General features: G+C 67.8%; 20 protein-coding genes and 1 pseudogene. 15 read left to right on the forward strand and 6 right to left on the reverse strand.

Going from position 1 to position 21,116, the window contains the following annotated elements; translation table 11 throughout:
* Position 1: 1 nt before the first annotated feature.
* Complete coding sequence (locus PA01_09335; GenBank protein ID KON81764.1) at positions 2-691, reverse strand: Crp/Fnr family transcriptional regulator; 690 nt, start codon at positions 689-691, stop codon at positions 2-4.
* Positions 692-901: 210 nt separating this feature from the next.
* Between PA01_09335 and PA01_09340 the strand changes: the two genes are divergently transcribed.
* From PA01_09340 to ccmI, 12 genes are all read left to right on the forward strand, one after another.
* Positions 902-2,848: a histidine kinase gene (locus tag PA01_09340; GenBank protein ID KON82419.2), complete on the forward strand. Its 1,947-nt coding sequence runs from the start codon at positions 902-904 to the stop codon at positions 2,846-2,848.
* Positions 2,845-3,507, forward strand: a complete 663-nt coding sequence (gene narL, locus PA01_09345; GenBank protein ID KON81765.1) for a two-component system response regulator NarL — start codon at positions 2,845-2,847, stop codon at positions 3,505-3,507. The genes PA01_09340 and narL overlap by 4 nt, the downstream gene beginning before the upstream one ends.
* A gap of 186 nt (positions 3,508-3,693) precedes the next feature.
* The gene (locus tag PA01_09350; GenBank protein ID KON81766.1) at positions 3,694-5,532 is read left to right on the forward strand and encodes a tetratricopeptide repeat protein; all 1,839 of its coding nucleotides are present in this window, start codon (positions 3,694-3,696) and stop codon (positions 5,530-5,532) included.
* A 177-nt stretch (positions 5,533-5,709) separates the two neighbouring features.
* Positions 5,710-6,336, forward strand: a complete 627-nt coding sequence (gene ccmA / locus PA01_09355) for a cytochrome c biogenesis heme-transporting ATPase CcmA (protein ID KON81767.1) — start codon at positions 5,710-5,712, stop codon at positions 6,334-6,336.
* Complete coding sequence (gene ccmB, locus PA01_09360) at positions 6,333-7,010, forward strand: heme exporter protein CcmB (GenBank protein KON81768.1); 678 nt, start codon at positions 6,333-6,335, stop codon at positions 7,008-7,010. The genes ccmA and ccmB overlap by 4 nt, the downstream gene beginning before the upstream one ends.
* Before the next feature lie 8 nt (positions 7,011-7,018).
* Positions 7,019-7,783 carry a heme ABC transporter permease CcmC gene (gene ccmC, locus PA01_09365; protein KON82420.1) on the forward strand — a complete coding sequence of 255 codons (765 nt, stop codon included), beginning with the start codon at positions 7,019-7,021 and terminating at the stop codon, positions 7,781-7,783.
* Positions 7,783-7,995 (forward strand): heme exporter protein CcmD, encoded by a 213-nt coding sequence (gene ccmD, locus PA01_09370; GenBank protein KON81769.1) that lies wholly within the window; start codon positions 7,783-7,785, stop codon positions 7,993-7,995. Before ccmC ends, ccmD begins: the two co-directional genes overlap by 1 nt.
* Positions 7,992-8,438 carry a cytochrome c maturation protein CcmE gene (ccmE, locus tag PA01_09375; protein ID KON81770.1) on the forward strand — a complete coding sequence of 149 codons (447 nt, stop codon included), beginning with the start codon at positions 7,992-7,994 and terminating at the stop codon, positions 8,436-8,438. The genes ccmD and ccmE overlap by 4 nt, the downstream gene beginning before the upstream one ends.
* Positions 8,435-10,408, forward strand: a complete 1,974-nt coding sequence (locus PA01_09380; GenBank protein KON81771.1) for a heme lyase CcmF/NrfE family subunit — start codon at positions 8,435-8,437, stop codon at positions 10,406-10,408. The genes ccmE and PA01_09380 overlap by 4 nt, the downstream gene beginning before the upstream one ends.
* A gap of 10 nt (positions 10,409-10,418) precedes the next feature.
* Positions 10,419-10,952: a DsbE family thiol:disulfide interchange protein gene (locus PA01_09385; GenBank protein ID KON81772.1), complete on the forward strand. Its 534-nt coding sequence runs from the start codon at positions 10,419-10,421 to the stop codon at positions 10,950-10,952.
* The gene (locus tag PA01_09390; protein ID KON81773.2) at positions 10,942-11,481 is read left to right on the forward strand and encodes a cytochrome c-type biogenesis protein CcmH; all 540 of its coding nucleotides are present in this window, start codon (positions 10,942-10,944) and stop codon (positions 11,479-11,481) included. Before PA01_09385 ends, PA01_09390 begins: the two co-directional genes overlap by 11 nt.
* Positions 11,478-12,752, forward strand: coding sequence for a c-type cytochrome biogenesis protein CcmI (gene ccmI, locus PA01_09395; protein KON81774.1), 1,275 nt, complete (start codon positions 11,478-11,480; stop codon positions 12,750-12,752). Before PA01_09390 ends, ccmI begins: the two co-directional genes overlap by 4 nt.
* A gap of 134 nt (positions 12,753-12,886) precedes the next feature.
* Here the strand turns inward: ccmI and PA01_09400 are convergent, their stop codons facing one another.
* From PA01_09400 to alr, 3 genes are all read right to left on the reverse strand, one after another.
* The gene (locus PA01_09400; GenBank protein ID KON81775.1) at positions 12,887-13,231 is read right to left on the reverse strand and encodes a DUF2249 domain-containing protein; all 345 of its coding nucleotides are present in this window, start codon (positions 13,229-13,231) and stop codon (positions 12,887-12,889) included.
* Between the two features lie 118 nt (positions 13,232-13,349).
* Positions 13,350-14,888: a hypothetical protein gene (locus PA01_09405; protein ID KON81776.1), complete on the reverse strand. Its 1,539-nt coding sequence runs from the start codon at positions 14,886-14,888 to the stop codon at positions 13,350-13,352.
* A 25-nt stretch (positions 14,889-14,913) separates the two neighbouring features.
* Positions 14,914-15,975 (reverse strand): alanine racemase, encoded by a 1,062-nt coding sequence (alr, locus tag PA01_09410; GenBank protein ID KON81777.1) that lies wholly within the window; start codon positions 15,973-15,975, stop codon positions 14,914-14,916.
* Between the two features lie 229 nt (positions 15,976-16,204).
* On the opposite strand from alr, the gene PA01_09415 reads away from it, so the two are divergent.
* The 3 genes from PA01_09415 (at position 16,205) to PA01_09425 (ending at position 20,012) form a co-directional block, all read left to right on the forward strand.
* Entirely contained in the window at positions 16,205-17,815 is a 1,611-nt protein-coding gene (locus PA01_09415; GenBank protein ID KON81778.1) for a sulfatase-like hydrolase/transferase, read from the forward strand.
* A 173-nt stretch (positions 17,816-17,988) separates the two neighbouring features.
* Positions 17,989-18,297, forward strand: coding sequence for a DUF485 domain-containing protein (locus PA01_09420; protein ID KON81779.1), 309 nt, complete (start codon positions 17,989-17,991; stop codon positions 18,295-18,297).
* Positions 18,294-20,012 (forward strand): cation acetate symporter, encoded by a 1,719-nt coding sequence (locus PA01_09425; GenBank protein ID KON81780.1) that lies wholly within the window; start codon positions 18,294-18,296, stop codon positions 20,010-20,012. The genes PA01_09420 and PA01_09425 overlap by 4 nt, the downstream gene beginning before the upstream one ends.
* 119 nt (positions 20,013-20,131) lie before the next feature.
* On the opposite strand, the pseudogene PA01_09430 reads toward PA01_09425, so the two are convergent.
* Positions 20,132-20,465 (reverse strand): annotated as a pseudogene (locus PA01_09430) (cupin domain-containing protein).
* A 6-nt stretch (positions 20,466-20,471) separates the two neighbouring features.
* Positions 20,472-21,080 carry a phenylacetic acid degradation protein PaaY gene (gene paaY / locus PA01_09435; GenBank protein KON81781.1) on the reverse strand — a complete coding sequence of 203 codons (609 nt, stop codon included), beginning with the start codon at positions 21,078-21,080 and terminating at the stop codon, positions 20,472-20,474.
* Positions 21,081-21,116: the final 36 nt, after the last annotated feature.

Genomic DNA, 21,116 nt, shown 5'->3' on the forward strand with positions numbered 1-21,116 from the left:
GTCAGGCGGCGATCGATTGCAGGCTGCGCAGGTCGGTGAGCGTGATCGAGCGCCGGCCGCGTGGCACGATGATGCCGTCGCGGGTGAGTCGGTTGAGAACGCGCGAGAAAGTTTCCGGCGTCAGGTTGAGTTGCGAAGCGATCGTCTGCTTGTCGCACGACAGGCGCACTTCGACGTTCTGCGCGCTGCAGTCGGCGTGCTGCACGAGGTAATGTGCGACGCGCTGGGTCGAGTTGCGCTGGATGCATTGCTCCATCCCTTCGACGAGCTCGCCCATCCGTTCGGACAGCCGTGCCATCAGCGCTTGCGTCAGCGACGGGTGCGCGGCCATGGCCGTCTGCAGCGCGGGACGCTGCAGATGCAGCACCACGCTGTCGCGCGTCGCCTGAGCGGCGAGCGTCTGCGGCGTGTCGGACAGGATGTTCTCTTCGCAGAACGATTCGCCCCGGCCTGCGAGGCGCACGATCTTCTCGGCGCCCGCGCTTGAGATCAGGAATAATTTGACTTCGCCTTCGACGACCGCGTACATGCCCGCCGGACGCGCGCCGCGATGCATCAGCATTTCGCCACGCGACGCCCGGCAGATCCGCACGCCTCGCGACAGGCGCTGCAGCGTTGCCGGATCGAGGCTGCTGAAAGGTTCAAGACAGGAAAGTGACTGGAACGCCGGAGATTGGATAGCGGTCGCCATATTGTCGTGCTCCTTCGGGATGCTCGTGTTCAGGGATGCAGGCCGCAGTCTAGACGCTCCACGTGACGATCGACCCATCCTGGGTCGGGCAGGGAAACGGGAGATACCACTTCCGAGGTATGTGGAATAAATGCAAGTCATTGTTGCGAATGGTTTACCCCGAATAACGGTAGCGATGACGAATGACTCGGGGGAAAAGGGGGTAGGGGTGTGAACAGCGCCGGCAATGCGGATGTCCTTGTCGAGGGCAGGGTCATCGAGCGGGTGCGCGCCTCGCTCGCAGGGCGCGCGACGCAGCTGCTGCTGGTGCTGGCCTTCGTCGCCGTGGCGTTCATCAGCGCGATCGGAATCGGCGCCTCCGCGGCCATCGTCGAAACTGTCCAGGACAGCGGCAGCGCGGTCAACGCGGCGGGCGGCCTGCGCCGTCTCGCTCATCGCGCCGCCAGTGTCGCGCTCGCCACAGCGCTCGACGGCCGTACCGGACGTGCCGAAGTCACGGCAGCGATCGTCGCGTTCGAGGCCGGACTGGGCGATGCGACGCTCGAGAAAGTGCTCGAACGCGAACCCGGCGGCGTCTTCGCGTCGATCTACCGTGGCATCCATTCAGGCTGGTACATGAACCTCAAGCCGCGCCTGCTCGGGGTGCCGGAGCTCGCGAGCGAGAGTCCCGATGTGCTGTTCTACGAAACGCTGCTCGCGGACGTCGACGCCTTCACCGCGCAGATCGACGCGCTGGTGGCGGTGCTCGAGCGCAAGACCGAGGCCGGCATCGGGCAGCTGCGCATGACGTTGGCAATTGCGCTCGGGCTGGTGATGGTCGTCATGGTCGCGGCGCTTTGCGTCATCCGCCGGCGCGTGTTCATGCCGCTGACCGAGCTGCGCGACTGCGCTGCACGCATCGCCGGCGGGGATTTTCGCGCCCGCAGCCGCTACATCGGGCGCGACGAACTCGGGCGCGTGGGTTCGGCGTTCAACGCGATGGCCGACGAGCTGTCGAGCGTCTATCGCGACCTCGAGCAGCGGGTCGAGCAGAAGACCGCGGATCTGATGCGCAGCAACCGCGCGCTCGAGCTGCTGTACCACGTCATCGCGCGGCTCTATCACGCTCCGGCCTCGCCGCAGACCTACGCCGAGACGCTGAAGGATCTCGAGCAGGTGCTCGGGCTCAATGGCAGTTTCGTCTGCGTGCAGCCCGAGCACGGCGGCGTCGCGACCGTCCTGTCGACGACGATGGGCGACTGTCCGGTGCGCTCGCGCAGCGACGAGGAGTGCACCCACTGTCCCGGGCGGATGATGCCGTGGAGCTATCGCCGCGAGGGCGGCTTCGATGTGTTCCTGGTGCCGCTGCGCGATGCCGACCACCTCTACGGCATGATGCGGCTCGCGCTGCCGCCGGGCGAGCGACTGCGCGCATGGCAGCACACGCTGGTCGAGGCGGTATCCCGCCACATGGGGATCGCGCTGGGCATTTCGCACCAGAGCGAGCGCGAACGGCTCCTCGCGCTGCAGGAGGAGCGCTCGATCATCGCGCGCGAACTGCACGACTCGCTCGCGCAGTCGCTGTCGTACATGAAGATCCAGGCGAGCCTGCTGTCGTCGGCGCTGCAGCGGCCCGAGCGCCGCGACGACGCGTCCGACATCCTCGCCGACATGAAGGACGGCATCAACGCCGCGTACCGCCAGCTGCGCGAACTGCTGTCCACGTTCCGCCTGCAGATGGAGGGGGATTTCGCGCGTCTGCTCGGCAGCACCGTCGAGGAGTACGCCAGCCGCAGCGGCATGCCGATCGAGCTGGAGATCCGCCTCGGCATGTGCCATCTGAACCCGAACCAGGAAATCCACGTGCTGCACATCATCCGCGAGGCGCTGTCGAACGCGACGCGTCATGCGCGCGCGAGCTCGATCCGCGTCGGGCTGTTCGGCCATCCGGACGGAGTCCAGGTGATCATCGAAGACGACGGCAAAGGCATCCTGCCGGCTGCCGCCAGCGAACCGCACCATTACGGCCTGGCGATCATGGGTGAGCGGGCGCGGGGACTCGGCGGCATGCTCGAGATCGTGCCCCGTCCGGACGGCGGCACGCGCGTAGCCGTGTGCTTCGATCCGGCCGCCCGGCACGCGGTTTCGTCCGCCGCTCCCCCTTCCGAGGCGCAATGAACGACAGGAACGACACTCCCCAGTCGGTCGTCATCATCGACGACCATCCGCTGTTCCGCAAAGGACTGATCCAGCTGCTGCGCACCGTGCCCGGTTTCCGCCTCGTCGCGGAAGCGGCCGACGGCAAGGAGGGCATCGCGCACATCCTGCATCTGCGCCCCGACCTGCTGCTGCTCGACCTGAACATGAAGGACATGTCCGGCCTCGAGGTGCTGAAGTTCGTGCGTCAGGCTGACCTGGACACGCGCGTCGTGATGGTCACGGTCTCGGACGCCGCCGAAGACCTCGTCGCGGCGCTGCGCGCGGGCGCCGACGGCTATCTGCTCAAGGACATGGAGCCGGAGCAGATGGTCGAGGCGCTGCAGGCCGCGGCAGCGGGACGGATCGTCGTGTCCGAAGCGCTGACCCACCTGATGGCGGCCGCGCTGCGCCGGGAAAAGCGTCCCGACAGCGTCACCGACGCAGGCCTCACCGAGCAGGAGCAGCGCATTCTCGAGCGCATCGCGGTCGGCCTGTCGAACAAGCTGATCGCCCGCGAGCTGGGCATCGCCGAAGGCACCGTCAAGGTGCACGTCAAGCACGTGCTGCGCAAGCTCAACTTCCGTTCGCGCGTCGAGGCGGCCGTGTGGGCGGTCGCGAACCAGCGCGGCGAGCGCTGAACGCCGATCGATCGCCGCATTCCGGTCGCGCATCGTACAGCGATGGCCGGCCGCCCCGTCATTTTTCCAAGCCGTGGTCTATGTTGAAGTCAGATTGACGGCTGAGGATGCGGCTCGTTCAGAAGCCTTCGCCCACTGCAAACGGCACTTCCTGGCAGGGAGCGTTTTTCGCGGAGGAACCCGACCATGTTGAAACGCAAGCTCCTCATCACGACCCTGATCGGTGCGGGCCTGATCGGTACGATCGCGTTCGGCGAGTACCGCGCGTGGCGCATGGACAATACTTCCGCACTGCTGACGACGATCGGCGCACCGTTCTGTGCGCCGCAACGCAGCGGACCACAGCACAAGACCTTCTTCCGGCTCGCGATGGCGCAAGCGGAAAGCGGCCGTGCGCCGGCGCGAACCGAAGTCGGTCCGTTCAGCAGAGCGATCCCGGATGCCGAGTCGATCGCCCACGCCGATGCCAACCCGCGGCTCATGGACGACCTGGGCACTTTGCACTACCCGATCACGACTTCGATACCCACTGCGCAGCGATTCTTCGATCAGGGCTTGCGTCTTGCCTACGCTTTCAACCATGGCGAGGCGCTGCGCGCTTTTCGCAAGGCGCGCACGCTCGATCCCGAGTGCGCGATGTGTTACTGGGGGGAAGCGCTGGTCCTCGGGCCGAACATCAACGCGCCGATGGACGCCGCTGCGGTCGCGCCCGCTTTTGACGCGGTGACCAAGGCGCAACAGCGCTCGGCCAGCGCGAGCGCGAAGGAACGCGCGCTGATCGAAGCGCTGACGGCGCGCTACGCGCAGGCGCCGCAGGCCGACCGCGCGGCGCTCGATGCGGCCTATGCCGACGCGATGCAGCGGGTCGCGCAGTGCTACCCCGACGACGACCAGATCACGCTGACCTACGCCGAAGCGCTGATGGATCGGCAGCCTTGGGACTACTGGGAAGCCGGCGGTTTCCTACCGAAAGGGCGCGCGGCCGAGATCGTCGCCCTGCTCGAGAAAGTGCTGCGCAGGACGCCCGATCATCCGGGGGCGATTCACTACTACATTCATCTCACCGAGAGTTCCAGCGATCCTGGGCGCGCCGTCCCTTACGCGCAACGTCTGGGCCGGCTGATGCCCGGCGCCGGGCATGTCGTGCATATGCCGTTCCACACTTTCTTCCGTGTCGGCATGTACAAGGAGGCGATCGAGGCGAACCGGCAGGCGGTGCGGGCGGACGAGACCTACATCGCCCGTTCGGCGCCGGTCGGCATCTATCCGCAGGCCTACTATCCGCACAACATTCATTCGCTGATGGTATCCGCGCAGATGGCCGGCGATGGCGCCAGCGCAATCGAGTCCGCCGACAAGCTGGGCCGGATCGTCTCCGATGCAGCGGCGAGGAACATCCCGTGGGTGCAGCCGATCATGGCCGCGCCCTATTTCGCCCACGCGCAGTTCAGTGACGCGAAGACCATTCTCGCCCTGCCCGATCCGGGGGCCGACTTCCCCTATGTGCAGGCGATGTGGCACTACGCTCGCGGGGTCGGCCTCGCGGGCGCCGGGGACGTGAGCGCGGCGCAGGCCGAAGTCGATGCGATCGTCCGCCTCGAGCAGCAAAACGACTTTGCCGATCTGGTCGCCGGCGGCGTGCCGGCGAAGGACGTGCTGCGCCTCGCCGAACAGGTGCTGCGCGCGCGCATCGCCCAGGCGAACCGGGACCCGGCGCGCGCCGTCCGCCATTTCGAAGCGGCGGTCGCGCTCGAAGATCGGCTGGCCTACACCGAGCCACCCTATTGGTACTATCCGACGCGCCAGTCCCTCGGGGCGGCGCTGCTGCTCGCCGGGGATCTGGACAATGCGGAGAACGTGCTGCGCTCGAGCCTGGCACGCGCGCCCAACAACGGCTGGGCGCTGTTCGGCTTGATGCGGCTTTACGAGCAGCGCGGTGATGCAGCGAGTGCTCAGGCCGTCAGAACTTTGCTCGACAAGGCGTGGATCGGCGACCCCCGTATCCTGGAACTTTCACGCCTGTGAGGATCCGCGCTCGCGCGCGGTCGTGATGGGGCGGGTCGGAGGCCGGCCGCGGCGAAACCGCAGTGAGCGAGTTCGAGTGAGCCTGAATGGCGGTTTCGCATTCCCGCGGCGAAACCGCGCTGTTCGCCACTCAAGCAGCCTCCCGGAGCGCTCCGCTCTGTGGTTAAATCCACGCCCATGCTTTATGCCGCCGATCTCGCCTGTCTGAAGGGTGACCGCCTGTTGTTCCGGGGCCTCTCCCTGCAGGTGGCGCCCGGCGCCATGCTGCGGATCGCCGGTCCGAACGGCTTCGGCAAAACCAGCCTGCTACGCATCCTGTGCGGGCTCGCGCATCCCGAAGCGGGCGAGATCCGCTGGAACGGCCGGCCGATCGCCGGCGACCGCGAGTCCTTTCATCGCACGCTGCTCTATCTCGGCCATGCGCCGGCCCTGAACGATCTGCTCACGCCGCTCGAAAACCTGCGCTTCGCGTGCGCCGCGGCGGGCGACGACGTCGACGAGGACGCTTGCGTCGATGCGCTCGTGCGCATCGGCCTCGCCGACCAGCTCGATCTGCCGGCGCGCGTGCTGTCGCAGGGCCAGCGCCGGCGCGTCGGGCTGGCGCGCCTTTTTCTCGGCATCCGCCGCGGCCTGTGGGTGCTCGACGAACCGTTCACGGCGCTCGACGCCGCGGCGGTCGCCGATCTCGCGACGACGCTCTCGGATCACTGCGCCGCGGGCGGCATCGTGATCCTGACGACGCATCAGGACGCTCCTTTTGCCGTGCCGCCGACGGTGCTGGATCTTTCCGAGGTGGCCGCTTGAGCCGTACGCTCGGTCCGTTTGCCGCCGTGCTGCACCGCGATCTGCTGCTCGCCTGGCGAGGCCGGGCCGACGTGCTGGTCACGCTCGCGTTCTTCGTCGTCGTGGTGTGCCTGTTTCCGTTCGGCGTCGGCGCCGAAACGAACCAGCTGCGCTCGATCGCGCCCGGCGTGCTGTGGGTCGCGGCGCTGCTCGCGACGCTGCTGTCGCTGCACCGCCTGTTCGCGCAGGATCACGCCGACGGCACGCTCGAGCAGTTGCTGCTGTCGCCGGAGCCGACCGTGCTGTGGGTCGTCGCCAAGGTCGTCGCGCACTGGATCGCGACCGGCCTGCCGCTCGTGATCGTCGCGCCTGCGCTGGCGCTGCTGTTTGATGTGGAGCAAGGAGCGCTCGGGGTCCTCGTCCTATCGTTGGCGCTCGGCACCCCGATCCTGGCTCTGCTCGGTGCGGTGGGCGCGGCCTTGACGCTCGGGCTGCGCGGCGGCGGCATGCTGCTCGCGCTGCTGGTCCTGCCGCTGTTCGTTCCGGTGCTGATTTTCGGCGCCGGCGCGGTGGATTCCCACCTTTCCGGCACCGGCGCGGACGCGCATATCCTGCTCCTCGGGGGCGGGCTGCTCGGGGCGCTGGCGCTGGCGCCGGTCGCATGCGCGGCGGCGCTCAGAATCGCAGTCGAATGATGAAAGAGATGAAAAGACCTGAACGCGGCAAGAGCCTGTTTCGCTTCGCGGCCCCCCAGCTGTTCTATCCGCTCGCGGGCGCGCTGGCGCCGTGGTTCGCCGGGGCTGCCGCGGTGCTCACGATCCTCGGGCTGTGGCTCGCGTTCTTCGTCGCGCCGACCGACGCGCAGCAGGGCGAGGTGTATCGCGTGATCTTCATCCACGTCCCGGCGGCGTGGATGTCGATGTTCGTGTATCTGATCATGGCGTTCTGGTCGGCGGTCGGGCTGGTCATGAACACCCGCCTGTCGTTCATGATGGCGCGCGCGCTGGCGCCGACCGGGGCGATGTTCTGTGTCGTCGCGCTGGTGACCGGCGCGCTGTGGGGCAAGCCGACGTGGGGCGCATACTGGGTGTGGGATGCGCGGCTGACGTCGCAGCTGCTGCTGCTGTTCCTGTACTTCGGCTTCATGGCGCTGACCGAGGCGATCGAGGATCCGCGCCGCGCCGACAAGGCCGGCGCGATCATCGCACTCGTCGGCGCCGTCAATGTGCCGATCATCTATTTCTCGGTGAAGTGGTGGAACACGCTGCACCAGGGAGCGTCGGTGAGCCTGACGAAAGCGCCTTCGATGGCCGCGACGATGCTCGCGGGGATGCTCGTCATGGCGCTCGCGTCCTGGGCCTACACGATCACCGTGACCTTGTGGCGGGTGCGCCCGCTGATTCTCGAGCGCGAGCGCCACGCCGAATGGGTCGCGGCCGAGCTCGACGCGCTGGAGGGCAGGATCTGATGCAGTGGGAATCATGGAGCGCGTTCTGGCAGATGGGAGGCGCGGCCCCGTTCGTGTGGGGCAGCTACGGCATCACGGCGCTGCTGGTGGCCGGGGAACTGATCATGGTGATGCGCCGTCGTAAGGACGCCCTGCGGCGTCTGCTGAGGCTGCGCCGCGCGAGGACGGGCGGCAGCGGCGGGCGACGTGCTTTTGAGGAGATCGTTGAATGAAACCCCGTAGCAAACGTCTGCTGCTCGTCGCCGGCGCCGTCGCGTTGCTGGTCGGTGCGGTGGCGCTGGTGCTGAACGCGTTCCAGCAGAACCTCGTGTTCTTCCATACGCCGACCGAAGTGGCCGAAGGCAAGGCACCCGTCGGTCGCGCGTTTCGCATCGGCGGGATGGTCGAAACCGGCTCGATCCGCCGTGCTGCCGACGGCGTGACCGTGCAGTTCGCGATCACCGACACGGCAAAAGTGATCCCGGTCTCGTACAAAGGCTCCCTGCCCGACCTTTTCAGCGAAGGGAAAGGCGCGGTGGTGCAGGGCACGCTCGGCGCGGACGGCCAGTTCCAGGCGTCCGAAGTGCTCGCCAAGCACGACGAAAACTACATGCCGCCCGAGGCGCAGCACGCTGTCGATCAGGCCAAGAAAGCGGCACAGACGGTGGCCCAATGATTCCCGAACTCGGTCATTTCGCGCTGATCCTCGCGCTGGTGCTCGCGCTCGTCCAGGCGGTCGTCCCGATGGTCGGCGCGAACCGCAACCGCGTCGCGCTGATGGCGGTCGGGCGGCCGGCGGCGCAGGGGCAGTTCCTCGCCATCGCGTTCGCCTTCGGCTGCCTGACCTGGGCGTTCGTCACGAGCGACTTCTCGCTGCAGCTCGCGGCAGTCAATTCGCATACCGACACGCCGCTCGTCTACAAGATCACCGGCGTGTGGGGCAACCACGAAGGGTCGCTGCTGCTGTGGGCGCTGTCGCTGTCGCTATGGACGGTCGCGGTGACGGTGTTCAGCCGCAACCTGCCCGACGCGTTCATGGCGCGCGTCCTCGGCGTGCTCGGCTGGATCAGCGCCGGCTTCCTGTCGTTCACGCTGGTCACGTCGAATCCTTTCGACCGCCTGCTGCCGGCGGTCGCGCAGGGGCGCGACCTCAACCCGCTGCTCCAGGACGCCGGCATGATCATCCACCCGCCGCTGCTGTACATGGGCTACGTCGGCTTTTCGGTCGCGTTCGCGTTCGCGATCGCCGCGCTGCTCAGTGGCCGCATGGATGCCGCCTGGGCGCGCTGGTCGCGGCCGTGGACGACGGTCGCGTGGGTGTTCCTCACCGCCGGCATCGCAGTCGGGTCGGGCTGGGCCTACTACGAGCTCGGCTGGGGCGGCTGGTGGTTCTGGGATCCGGTCGAGAACGCGTCCTTCATGCCGTGGCTGCTCGGCACCGCGCTGATCCATTCGCTCGCGGTCACCGAGAAACGCGGCGCGTTCCGCAGCTGGACGATCCTGCTCGCGATCAGTGCGTTCTCGCTGTCGCTGCTCGGCACTTTCCTGGTCCGCTCGGGCGTCATCACTTCGGTGCACGCGTTCGCGACCGACCCGAGACGCGGCCTGTTCATCCTCGCGCTGCTGGTCGTCGTGATCGGCGTTTCGCTGACGCTGTTCGCGTGGCGCGCGCCGAAGCTCGCCGGCGGCGGCAGCTTCGGCCTCGTGTCGCGCGACGCGACGCTGCTCGGCAACAACGTCCTGCTCGCGGTGGCGACGGGTTCGGTGCTGCTCGGAACGCTCTACCCGCTGTTCCTCGATGCGTTGAACCTCGGCAAGATCTCGGTCGGGCCGCCGTACTTCGAAGCGGTGTTCGTGCCGCTGATGACGCCGGTCGTCGTGCTGATGGTGCTCGGGCCGTTCGTGCGCTGGAAAGGCGACGGCATCGGGCGCGTGCTGCGGCCGCTGCTGCCGGTGATGGTCGCGAGCATCGCGATCGGGCTCGGCGTCGCGTTCGCAGTCGGGCACGTCACGGTGCGCACCGTGCTCGGGCTGGTGCTGGCGGCGTGGGTGCTGCTCGGCAGCGCGCGGCTGCTGATGACCCGTTTCGCGGAACGTCGTGGCGCGAGCGCCGCGGCAGTGCTGCGCGGCATCCCGTCAGCGTGGTGGGGAATGTGGCTCGCCCACCTCGGCATCGGCATCTTCATCATCGGCGCGACGATGGCCGGCAGTCTCCACGAGCGCCTCGACGTCAGGATGCAGCCGGGCCAGACCGCACAGCTCGCCGGCTACACTTTCACGTTCCGCGGTGTCGCCGACGCTCCGGGGCCGAACTACGACGCCGCCCGGGCGACGATCGACGTGACGCGCAGCGGCATTCCGGTCGCGACGCTGCACCCGGAAAAACGCTTCTACATCGCGCAGCAGATGCCGATGACCGAGGCGTCGATCGACATCGGCCCGTTCCGCGACGTGTACGTAAACCTCGGCGACCGCCTCGACGACGGCAGCTGGGTCGTCGGCCTGTTCTACAAACCTTTCATCAGCTGGGTATGGCTCGGCTGCTTGCTGATGGCGGTCGGGGGCGTTTTCGCGGCCGCGGATCGTCGCTACCGCCGCCTCGCCGAGCGTGAAGTCCCTGCCGGCACGGCGCGCCGCACGACATGAGTGATCGACAATGAAAGCGAAGTTTCTCGTCCCCCTCGCGCTGTTCCTCGTGCTGGCGGGCTTCCTCGGCTACGGCCTGCAGCTCAATCCGCGCGAAGTGCCGTCGCCGCTGGTCGACAAACCGGCACCCGAGTTCCGCCTCGCGACGCTCGCAGCCCCCGACACCGCGCTCGGTGTGGCCGACATGCGCGGCGAAGTGTGGCTGCTGAACGTCTGGGCGTCGTGGTGCGTGTCGTGCCGCGAAGAGCATCCGGTGCTGATGGAACTCGCGCGCGACAAGGTCGTGCCGCTCGTCGGCCTCAATTACAAGGACACGCGCCCCGAAGCGATCGCCTGGCTCGAAGCGCACGGCGACCCCTACACGACTTCGGTCGTCGACGCGGATGGCCGCGTCGGCATCGACTACGGGGTGTATGGCGTGCCCGAGACTTTCCTCATCGACCGGCAGGGCGTGATCCGCTACAAGCATATCGGGCCGGTGACGCGGGAGGCGGTGCGCGACGTGCTGCTGCCGAAGATCGCGGAGCTGTCGCGTGCGAGCTAGATCTTTCCGGCATCTGCTGCCTTCGGCCGTGTCGGCCGTGCTGTTCACGCTGATCCTCGCCGTCGCCGCGCTGCAGGCGTTCGCCGCCGACGAAGCCACGCCGCTCGTGACCGACCCGCAGCTCGAAGAACGCGTCATGGATCTGTCGCACAAGCTGCGCTGCCTGGTGTGCCAGAACCAGTCGATCGCCGAATCGAACGCGCCGCTCGCGCTCGACCTGCGCAATCAGGTCCGCGAGCAGCTCGCGGCCGGCAAGAGCGAAGAGGCGGTCGTCGATTATCTCGTCGCCCGCTATGGCGATTTCGTGTTGTATCTGCCGCCGTTCAAGGGCACGACGCTGCTGCTGTGGCTCGGACCGGCGCTGCTGCTCGTCGCCGGGGCGGGCTGGCTCGGATGGCGCCTGCGCCGCCGCGCCGAGGAGGTCCGCAGCGCGCCGCACTTGACGCCGGCCGACCGTGCCCGCGCCCGCGCCTTGCTCGACGGCACGTCCCCTGGCACGCCCCCTTCCTCCGAGGAGCCCCGTTCGTGATTCCCTTCCTGATTCTGGCCACCGTGCTGGTGGCCGGTGCGTTGCTGCTTGTCGTTCCGCCGCTGCTCGGGGGCGGGAGCCGCGCGCGCGAACAGGCGCACCGGCAGCGCCAGGCCGAAACCGTGCTCGTCGTGCTGCGCGAGCAACTCGCGGAGCTCGAGGCCGAACATGCGGCCGGCCACATTGCCGAGGCCGACTATCAGCGCTCGCGCGAAGAGCTCGAACAGCGCGCGCTCGAAGAAGGGCGCGCGGCCGAAGGCGGCGCCGATCTGCGGCCGGCACGCCGCTGGGCGGTCGCGATCGTCGTCGCGCTGCCGGCGCTCGCGGTGCTGTTCTACCTCGTACTGGGTGAACCGCGCGGCCTCGATCCGGCGCAGATCGCCGCCCAGGAAGAACACCGGATCACGCCCGAGCAGATGTCGGCGCTCGTCGCCCAGCTCGCGCAGCGCCTCGAACGCGAGCCGGATGATGTCGAAGGGTGGATGATGCTCGGCCGCTCCTACTCGATGACGAACGATCTCGACGGGGCTGCGGCAACGTGGCGCAAGCTCGGCGCGAACATCCCGGACCAGCCGGACGTCCTCGCCGACTGGGCCGACCTGCTCGCCGGCGCAGCAGGCGGCAGCTTCGACGGCGACCCCGATCGCCTGATCGGCCGCGCGCTCGAACTCGACCCGACGCACCTCAAGGCGCTCGCGCTCGCCGGCACGGCAGCGTTCCAGCGCGAGGACTTCGCCGCCGCATCCGCGCACTGGGAGCGCATTCTCGCGAACATGGACCCCAGCGAAGGGGTTTACGCAGCGGTGGTGTCCAGCATCAACGAGGCGCGCGCGAAGGGGGGCATGCCGTTGCTGGAAGCGGCCGGCCGGGGGGCGGCGCGCACGGGCGACAGTGCCGGGAATAGATCTGCCGAGGGAGCGGTCGAGGGGGCCGGCGAAGCGCTCAAGGTCAGCGGGCGGATCAGCATCTCGGCCGAGCTTGCCGCGCAGGTCGAAGCGGACGACACCGTGTTCGTCTTCGCCCGCCCGGTGGAAGGGGGGATGCCGGTCGCGGCGCTGCGTCTGCGCGCCGGCGATCTGCCCGCGTCATTCAGCTTCGAAAACGCACCGCGCATGTCGAAGGAACCTCTCCCGGCGCAGTTGAGCATCGGGGCGAGATTGGCGAAGCACGGGGAGGCGACCGCCCAGGCAGGCGATCTCGAAGGGCAGGCGGTCAACGTCGCGCCCGATGCGGCGAACGTCGAGATCGTCATCGACCGGCTCCGCAACTAGCGCCGTCCTCCGCACGAGGCGGGCGAACGGCGCCATTTCCGGGAGGACGGCGGGCGATTGCCTGCGAGCCGGGCGCGCCGGAGCGCACTTGGCACTCCGCGCGTCCGCTGCAATGGGACGGCTCAGGGACGAACTCAGGTCCCGGCGCAGCCGCAGCCGCCGCCACCACCGCCACATCCGCCGGCGCTGCGCGGAGCCGGTTCGACCGGTGCGGGCTCCTGGGCGTTCAGCTGGACGGTGAAATCGATGACGATATTGCCCGGCTCACGGGCGACGTAATTGATCTTGATCTGCGACCCATAACGCTGCTGGATCTGGCCGAGCAGCGGCAGCGGGTCATGGTCGTTGACGAAACGCATCGTTTCCCCTTCTTCCAGGGACTCGAGGGCGCCGAAAATGGCCGCATGGCGAAAACGCTTGGCGACGCCGCGGGCGTCGAACGGGAATACGGAACGGTCGATGATCGGCAGTTCATTCATGGAAGTATCCTCCGGGGTGGGGGTGGGTGCGGCAAGTGTCCGCTGGTTGGAAATGCTAGGGAGCCGCAAGCGCTGTCGCCTTGAGCAAGAACAAGAATCGCGTGGCGGCGCCGCGACGTCAACGAGTGTTTGGCGGCGGAACATTGCCGCCGTCGATGAGCAGTTCGAAGCGCTCGTCGATCAGGCGCGGATCATCGAAATGACGGCGCCCGACGAACGCGGTCGCGTGCCGCCCCCACTGGCGCATCGCCCCTGCGTTGACGATTCCCATCGGCCAGAAGAGGAAGCGCTCGGCGCGTTCGGTGCCGCCGACGAAGCCGTCGGGACCGTACAGGCTGCGGCTTTCGCCGTGCTGCAGCGGCAGGCGGCGCAGCACGTCTTCCGCGTGCAGCGCATAACGGGACGACGGCATCGACACCGGAGAAGGCAGCTCGTGCACGCGCTGCAGGTAATGCGTGCGCGAGGCGATGCGCAGCACGACGCGTTGCGGCTCGGGGTGATGCGGCACGGCCTGCGGCACGAACCGCCACTCGTCGAGCGAAGCCGGCGCGACGCGCGGTCGCGCTCGCGGTGTCGGGAAGAAAAAATGGTAGCAGCCGCACGGGTGGATGCTGTCGAACAGCAGCGGTTCGCCGTCGGGCGCAAGGGTCACGCGCCACACGAGGCCGTCGAGATGGCCGGCGAGCAGGTCGAGCGCGCCGCGGGGAGGACGCGCCGGGAACCACGCCGTATAGACGAGCTGCAGCAGCACGTGCTCGCCGACGCGCGTGTGCGCCGCGCGGTAGAAAACGGCGGGCTGCGACGGATCGATCCTTGCCGGGCCGCGCGGTGGCCACGCCGGCGTACCGATCAGGTCGTCGTCGCCCGCGACATCGACTTCGAGCACCGGCGCATGGGCATGCGCGAGAACGCGCAGCGCTTCGCCGTCGACGTACGGCACGCCGAGCGGATTCGCCGCCGCCTCGCGGACCCGTCGCGCCTGTTCGCGTCGCGACGGCGATGCTTCGTCGGGCGGCGCGAAGCGCTGCAGCCGACCCTGAACGGGCAACGCGGCAAGCGGCAGCGCGAACACTTGCGCGGTGTCGCGCTCGAACATGCGCACGCCGGCGGCGAACGGGATCCGCGTCAGCGGGTAGAGGCCGGCAATGCGCCGAACGGTGCTGTAGTCGTCCGGCACGACTGCGGCGTCGCGCAGCGCGGCGAGCCGGGCAGGGTCGCCGAGGTCGGCCGCGAGCAGTTCGTCCCGACACTGCGCGAGCGCCGCGGCGAGGTCGGCGTGCGGCGGGCGAATCGCGGCGGTGAGCGCGTCGCGTGCCGGCGGCGGCAGGTTCGCGATTTCGGCGGCCCGCGCCGCGGCGTCGAGATGCGCGAGTCGCCCGGCCCAGAAGCGTATCGCCGCGTCCCCGGTCGCTTGCGCGCGGAAGCTCGCGAGCAGGCGATCGACTCTCAGGTGCGGAAAGCCGCGGATGCGCGCCACCGACGCGTCGCCGACTCCTTCGCGCGTGACAACGTCATCGACGCGGGCGAAGAGGGCTTCGCAGCGCGCGTGCAGGTCGTCACGCAGGGTCGCGCGCAACGGCGGACCGGCACACGCGGCAAGCAGCATGCTTCCCGCCGCGATCAGCGCGGCGAGCGTTCGTCTCGTGCCATTCGCCATGCCGCCCCCGCCTCCGGCAGTCCGCTCAGCCGGAATAGTCGAAACGTACCCGCTTGACGTTGCACAGCAGTTCGTACGAAATCGTCTTCGCGGCCTGCGCGATGCGGTTCACCGGGATGTTCGCACCCCACAGCTCGACGCGGCTGCCGAGGCCGGCGTCGGGCAGATCGGTGAGGTCGATCGTCAGCAGGTCCATCGACACGCGCCCGATCAGGCGCGTGCGCACGCCGTCGACGGCGACCGGCGTGCCGTTCGGCACGCTGCGCGGATAGCCGTCGGCGTAGCCGAGCGCGACGAGGCCGACGCGAGTCGCGCGCTCGGCGTGGAAGCGCGCGCCGTAGCCTAGCGGCGCACCTGCCGGTATTTCGCGTACCGCGATCACCGCACTGTCGAGCGTCATCACCGGCAGCAGTCCGTTCGGCTCGTCGGGCATCGGATCGGCGCCGTACAACAGGATGCCCGGGCGCGCCCAGTCGCGGTGCGCCGCGGGCCAGCCGAGAATCGCGCCGGAGTTCGCGAGGCTGCGCGGACCGGGCAGCTCGCGCGTCGCAGTGTCGAAGGCCGCGAGCTGTTCGCTCGTCGCGACGACTTGCGGCTCGTCGGCGCGCGCGAAGTGCGTCATCAGCGTGATGCCGGCGACCTTGCCGCTGTCCTTGAGACGCTGCCACGCCGGGCGCAGCTCGTGCGACAGGAAGCCGGCGCGGTTCATGCCGCTGTTCATCTTCAGCCAGACTTCGAGCGGCAGCGCCGGCCGCGCGTGGTCGATGATGCGCAGCTGCTCGGCATGATGGACGACGATCCACAGGTCGTGGCGAACCACTTCGTCGAGCTCGGCGGCGGCGAACACGCCTTCGAGCAGCAGGATCGGCAGGTCGATGCCGGCAGCGCGCAGTTCGAGCGCTTCTTCGAGAAACGCGACCGCGAAGCCGTCCGCGTCCGCGGCGAGCGCGCGTGCGCACTGCACCGCGCCGTGACCGTATGCGTTCGCCTTGACGACGGCCAGCGCGCGGCCTCCGTGCCGGCCCCGGGCGAGACGGTAGTTGTGGCGCAGGGCGTCGAGATCGATCAGCGCGCGGGTGGGTCTCATGCAGTGAAGGCGCGAAGCCTGGTAGGCGACAAGACGCTACTTTGCCACAGCAATACCGCATTCGTCGCTGCGCTGCGGGGTGGCAGACGCGAGCTTTTCGTCATGCCGATCGCGGCCTCCGAGCCGGCACTTCGACCGTCGGTTCCGTGGCCGCTGCAACATTACGGTAATATTGCGCACCTTCCGGACCCTGCCTGCGTCCGGAAGCCGGCCTCCGGAGGGCCTGGCCATGCGTCTGCACCCACTCTTGAAGCCCCTCGCCTATCTCGCAGGCTGTCTCCTCTACGCCGTCCCCAACTGGCTGACCGACGAGTTCGGCTCGGTCAGCATCGACCAGGTGCTCTATCACCTGAATCTCGGCACCGAAGGCCTGCTGTCGAGCGACCCGGAACTGCTCGTGCGCTTCGTGTGGCGCGGCGTTGCGCTGCCGGTCGCCCTCGCGCTCGTGCTGTGGGCCCTCGACACGTACGTCCGCTACCTGCGCGCCCATCGCGAAGCCGTGCCGATGCGGGTGATCGGCCCGGCGATCGAGGCGGCGCGCAGGGGCGGCGCGCACCTCGGCGAACTGCTCAGAAGGACGTTCCGGCGCGCGCTGCCGCACGCGCTGCCGCTGGTCGTGTTCGGGGCGGGGGCGGCGTTCTTCATCGACAGCTTCTCGCTCGCGAGCTACGTGCGCACCTATTTCGGCGAGGATTATTTTTCCGGATCCTATGTCGACCCGCGCCACGTCAGCTTGCGCCAGGAGAAGCCGAAAAATCTCGTCCTGATCTACGTCGAAAGCCTCGAAAACACTTACTCGGACCCGGCGCTGTTCGGGCACGACCTGCTCCACCGTCTCAACGCCTACAAGTCGCGGGCGATCTCGTTCGACGACTATCGCCAGATGCCCGGCGCCCATTTCACGATCGCGGGAATCGTCGCGACGCAGTGCGGGCTGCCGCTGAAATCGGTCGCGCTGTTCGGCGGCAACACGCAGGGCGAGCAGATCGACCGGTTCCTGCCGCGGGCGCATTGCCTCGGCGACATCCTCGCTGATGCCGGCTACACGAACGTGTTCCTGAACGGCTCGAGCCTCGTGTTCGGCGGAGTCGGCAACTTCTTCCGCGATCACCATTACGCGAAAGTGCTCGGCCGCGAAGAGTGGGTCGGCCTCGGCGAAAAACCCGAGACGATGAGCGGCTGGGGGCTGCACGACGACGACCTGTTCCGCCGCGCGCGCGAGGAACTCGGCGTGCTGATGAAAGCGAAACGGCCGTTCAACCTGACGGTGCTGACGATCGACACCCACCACCCCTACGGGCATCTGTCGTCGCGCTGCGCGCGCGAAGGGCGGAGCGACTTCGACGGGATTGTCGAATGCACCGCCGGCCAGGTTGCCGACTTCATCGAGCATATCGCCGCGAAGGGCTGGATGGATCGTGTCGCGATCGTCGTGCAGGGCGACCACCTCGCGATGGGCAACACGTCGTACGACAAGCTGGTCCGCAATCCGCACCGCACGATCTTCAACCTGCTGATCGGCGGCGACGGGAAGCTCGTGAAGAATACCGACCAGGTCACGCATTTCGACATGCTGCCGACGATGCTCGACTTCATCGGGCTGCGCGTCGAAGGGCAGCGCGCCGGACTCGGCTACTCGGCGATCGGGCCGGCCGCCGTACCCCGTCCGGCCGATCGCCTCGCGCGTATGGAAGCGCAGCTGATGAACTACAGCGCGGCCTATCGCGAACTTTGGGAACTCCCTGCGGCGCCCGACGGCACCCCGATGCAGCTTGTCGCGCCCGATCAGGCGCCGGCATCGCCGCTGGCGGACCGGAGACGGTTGGTGCGCGTGAACTGATTGCGCAGGCGCAAGGCCGCGCGCTCCGCTCGCCTCTCGCTGCCGACCCAAACCGCTTTATACGCATATAAAACCAAGTTTTTGAGATGCGTAAGCCGGACGTAAGTCTCCGGGACTACTTTTCGTCTGTCCGGATGAAAATCCGGCCTGACTACCGTACGAGTGGAGGAGACATGCAAAACGACATGGTGGCAAGAGTCATTGCCAATCCGAAGTACCAACGCCTGGTGAAATTGCGCACGTCATACGGCTGGCTGTTGACGGCGATCATGATGATCGTCTACTACGGCTACATCGCGGTCATTGCGTTCAACAAGGAGCTGTTCGCGCAGCGGCTCGGCGAAGGCGTCATGACGGTGGGCATTCCGGTGGGTTTCGGGGTGATCGTGTTCACGATCGTCCTCACCGGCATTTACGTGCGGCGCGCGAACTCCGAGTTCGACAAGCTGACGCAGGAAATCATCCAGGAGAGCGCCAAATGAGCGGCCGTTTCACGCATCTGGGCGCGGGGCTCGTCCTCGCGCTGCTGTCTGCCGCGGCGCTCGCCGCAGGCGGCGACCTCGGCCAGGCAGAGAAGCAGGCGACTAACTGGACCGCGATCGCGATGTTCGGCGGCTTCGTCGTCCTCACGCTGTTCATCACCAAGTGGGCCGCGGCGAAGACCAAGTCGGCAGCGGACTTCTACACTGCCGGCGGCGGCATCACCGGCTTCCAGAACGGGCTGGCGATCGCCGGCGACTACATGTCGGCGGCGTCGTTCCTCGGGATCTCCGCGGCGGTCATGGCGAACGGCTACGACGGACTGATCTACTCGATCGGCTTCCTCGTCGGCTGGCCGGTGATCACTTTCCTGATGGCTGAACGCCTGCGCAACCTCGGCAAATTCACGTTCGCCGACGTTGCCGCGTACCGCTTCAAGCAGACGCCGATCCGCGCATTCGCCGCGTCGGGAACGCTGGTCGTCGTTGCGTTCTACCTGATCGCGCAGATGGTCGGTGCCGGCCAGCTGATCAAGCTGCTGTTCGGCCTCGAGTACTGGATGGCGGTCGTCATCGTCGGCGCGTTGATGATGGTGTACGTGCTGTTCGGCGGGATGACCGCGACGACGTGGGTGCAGATCATCAAGGCTGTCCTGCTGCTCGCCGGCGCGTCGTTCATGGCCTTCATGGTGCTACTGGCCTACGACTTCTCGCCGGAAGCGCTGTTCGCCGCTTCGACGCAGGTCAAGGAGCAACTCGCGCTGTCGGCGGGCAAGACTCCCGAAGAGGCGAGCATCATCGGCCAGGCGATCATGGGACCGGGTTCGTTCATCAAGGACCCGATCTCCGCGATCTCGTTCGGCATGGCGCTGATGTTCGGTACTGCCGGTCTGCCGCACATCCTGATGCGCTTCTTCACCGTGCCGGATGCGAAGCAGGCGCGCAAGTCGGTGTTCTGGGCGACGACGTGGATCGGCTACTTCTACGTGCTGACCTTCATCATCGGCTTCGGCGCGATCGTGCTGGTGTCGACGAACCCGAGCTTCCTCGATCCGAACGGCGTCCTTATCGGCGGCGGCAACATGGCGGCTATCCACCTCGCCAATGCGGTCGGCGGCAACGTCTTCCTCGGCTTCATCTCGGCGGTCGCGTTCGCGACGATCCTCGCGGTGGTCGCTGGCCTGACGCTGTCGGGCGCTTCGGCAGTGTCGCACGACCTGTACGCCACGGTGTTCAAGAAAGGCAACGCCGATTCGGCGTCGGAACTGCGCGTGTCACGGATGACGACCGTCGCGCTCGGCGTCATCGCGGTCGTGCTCGGCATCGCGTTCGAGAAGCAGAACATCGCGTTCATGGTGTCCCTGGCCTTCGCGATCGCGGCCTCGGCCAACTTCCCGGTGCTGTTCATGTCGGTGCTGTGGAAGGACTGCACGACGCGCGGTGCGACGATCGGCGGTTTCCTCGGCCTGATCACTGCGGTCGCGCTGACGGTCGTGTCGCCGTCGGTGTGGGAAGCGACGCTCGGCAACCCGAAGGGCTCGGCGCTGTTCCCCTACACGTCGCCGGCGCTGTTCTCGATGGCGGCGGGTTTCATCGGCATCTGGCTGTTCTCGATCCTCGACAACAGCGCGCGGGCGAAGGAAGACCGCGCGGGGTACCTCGCGCAGAAAGTGCGCTCCGAAACGGGTATCGGCGCTGCCGGCGCCTCCGGCCACTGAGCCGGGTCCGCACAAGCCGCTGCCCGTCGCCGTGACGGGTAGGGGTGAACGGCAAAACGGCGACGACCTTCCGGTCGTCGCCGTTTTGCTTTTGCACTGCGCCGTGGCGCAGCGCTTCTTCAAACGTTCCCCTGTTCGACCGCCGCATGCACCGCGAGCCACACCGCGTCAGCGCCGGTCGACGCGACGCGGTGACGACAACGTGCCGGAATCGTCACCCAGTCGCCGGCCCGCATCGCGAGCTGCCGGCCATCGGCGAATTCGAGCACTGCGTCGCCGCGCACCAGCATCCCACTCGTCGTCGGGCTGGTCGTACCAGCAGCTTTCCGCGCTCGCCGCCGCGTTCGATACGATGCGCTCGATGCGTACCCGCGCGTTGGCGAACAGCGGGTCGAAAAGCTCGGTGCCGCGTGCGGGCGGCGGCACGTCGAACAGGTTGCCGTGGTCGGGCATCGTCGGTCAGTTGCCCCGCTTCAGGTCGACGAGCGGCACGATGCCCGGCGGCAGGTCGAATTTCGGGCGGTTCGCTTCGGGCTCGGCCAGCGGCAGGCACGGTTTGAGCGTCGCGAGGCTGCGCACGGTCAGCTCGTGGTAGCAGCGCGTGCCGTCGATTTTCCAGTCCATTTCCTGCGCGGTGAGTTCGCGGACCACCTTGGCCGGAATGCCCGCGGCGAGCATGCGCGGCGGGACCACCATGTCGGCCTTGACGAACGCGCACGCGGCGACGACCGCCGAATCGCCGACGACTGCGTTGTCCATGACGACCGCGTTCATGCCGACGAGCGCATTGCGGCCGATGCGACAACCGTGCAGCACTGCCGCGTGGCCGATGTGGCCGTCTTCCTCGACGATCGTGTCGAGGTTCGGAAAGCCGTGCATCACGCAGTTGTCCTGCAGGTTCGAGCCCGGTTCGAGGATGATCCGGCCGAAATCGCCGCGCAGGCTCGCGAGCGGCGCGACGTAGCAGCGTGCGCCGACGATGACGTCGCCGATCAGCACTGCGTCGGGGTGGACGAAGGCGCTCGGGTGGACGACCGGACGCAGGCCGTCGATTTCGTAGCAGGGCATCGTTTGAATCTCCCGGATTCGAAAAGGGGACAAGAC

The sequence above is a fragment of the Azoarcus sp. PA01 genome, assembly GCA_001274695.2.
Lineage (GTDB): Bacteria > Pseudomonadota > Gammaproteobacteria > Burkholderiales > Rhodocyclaceae > Aromatoleum.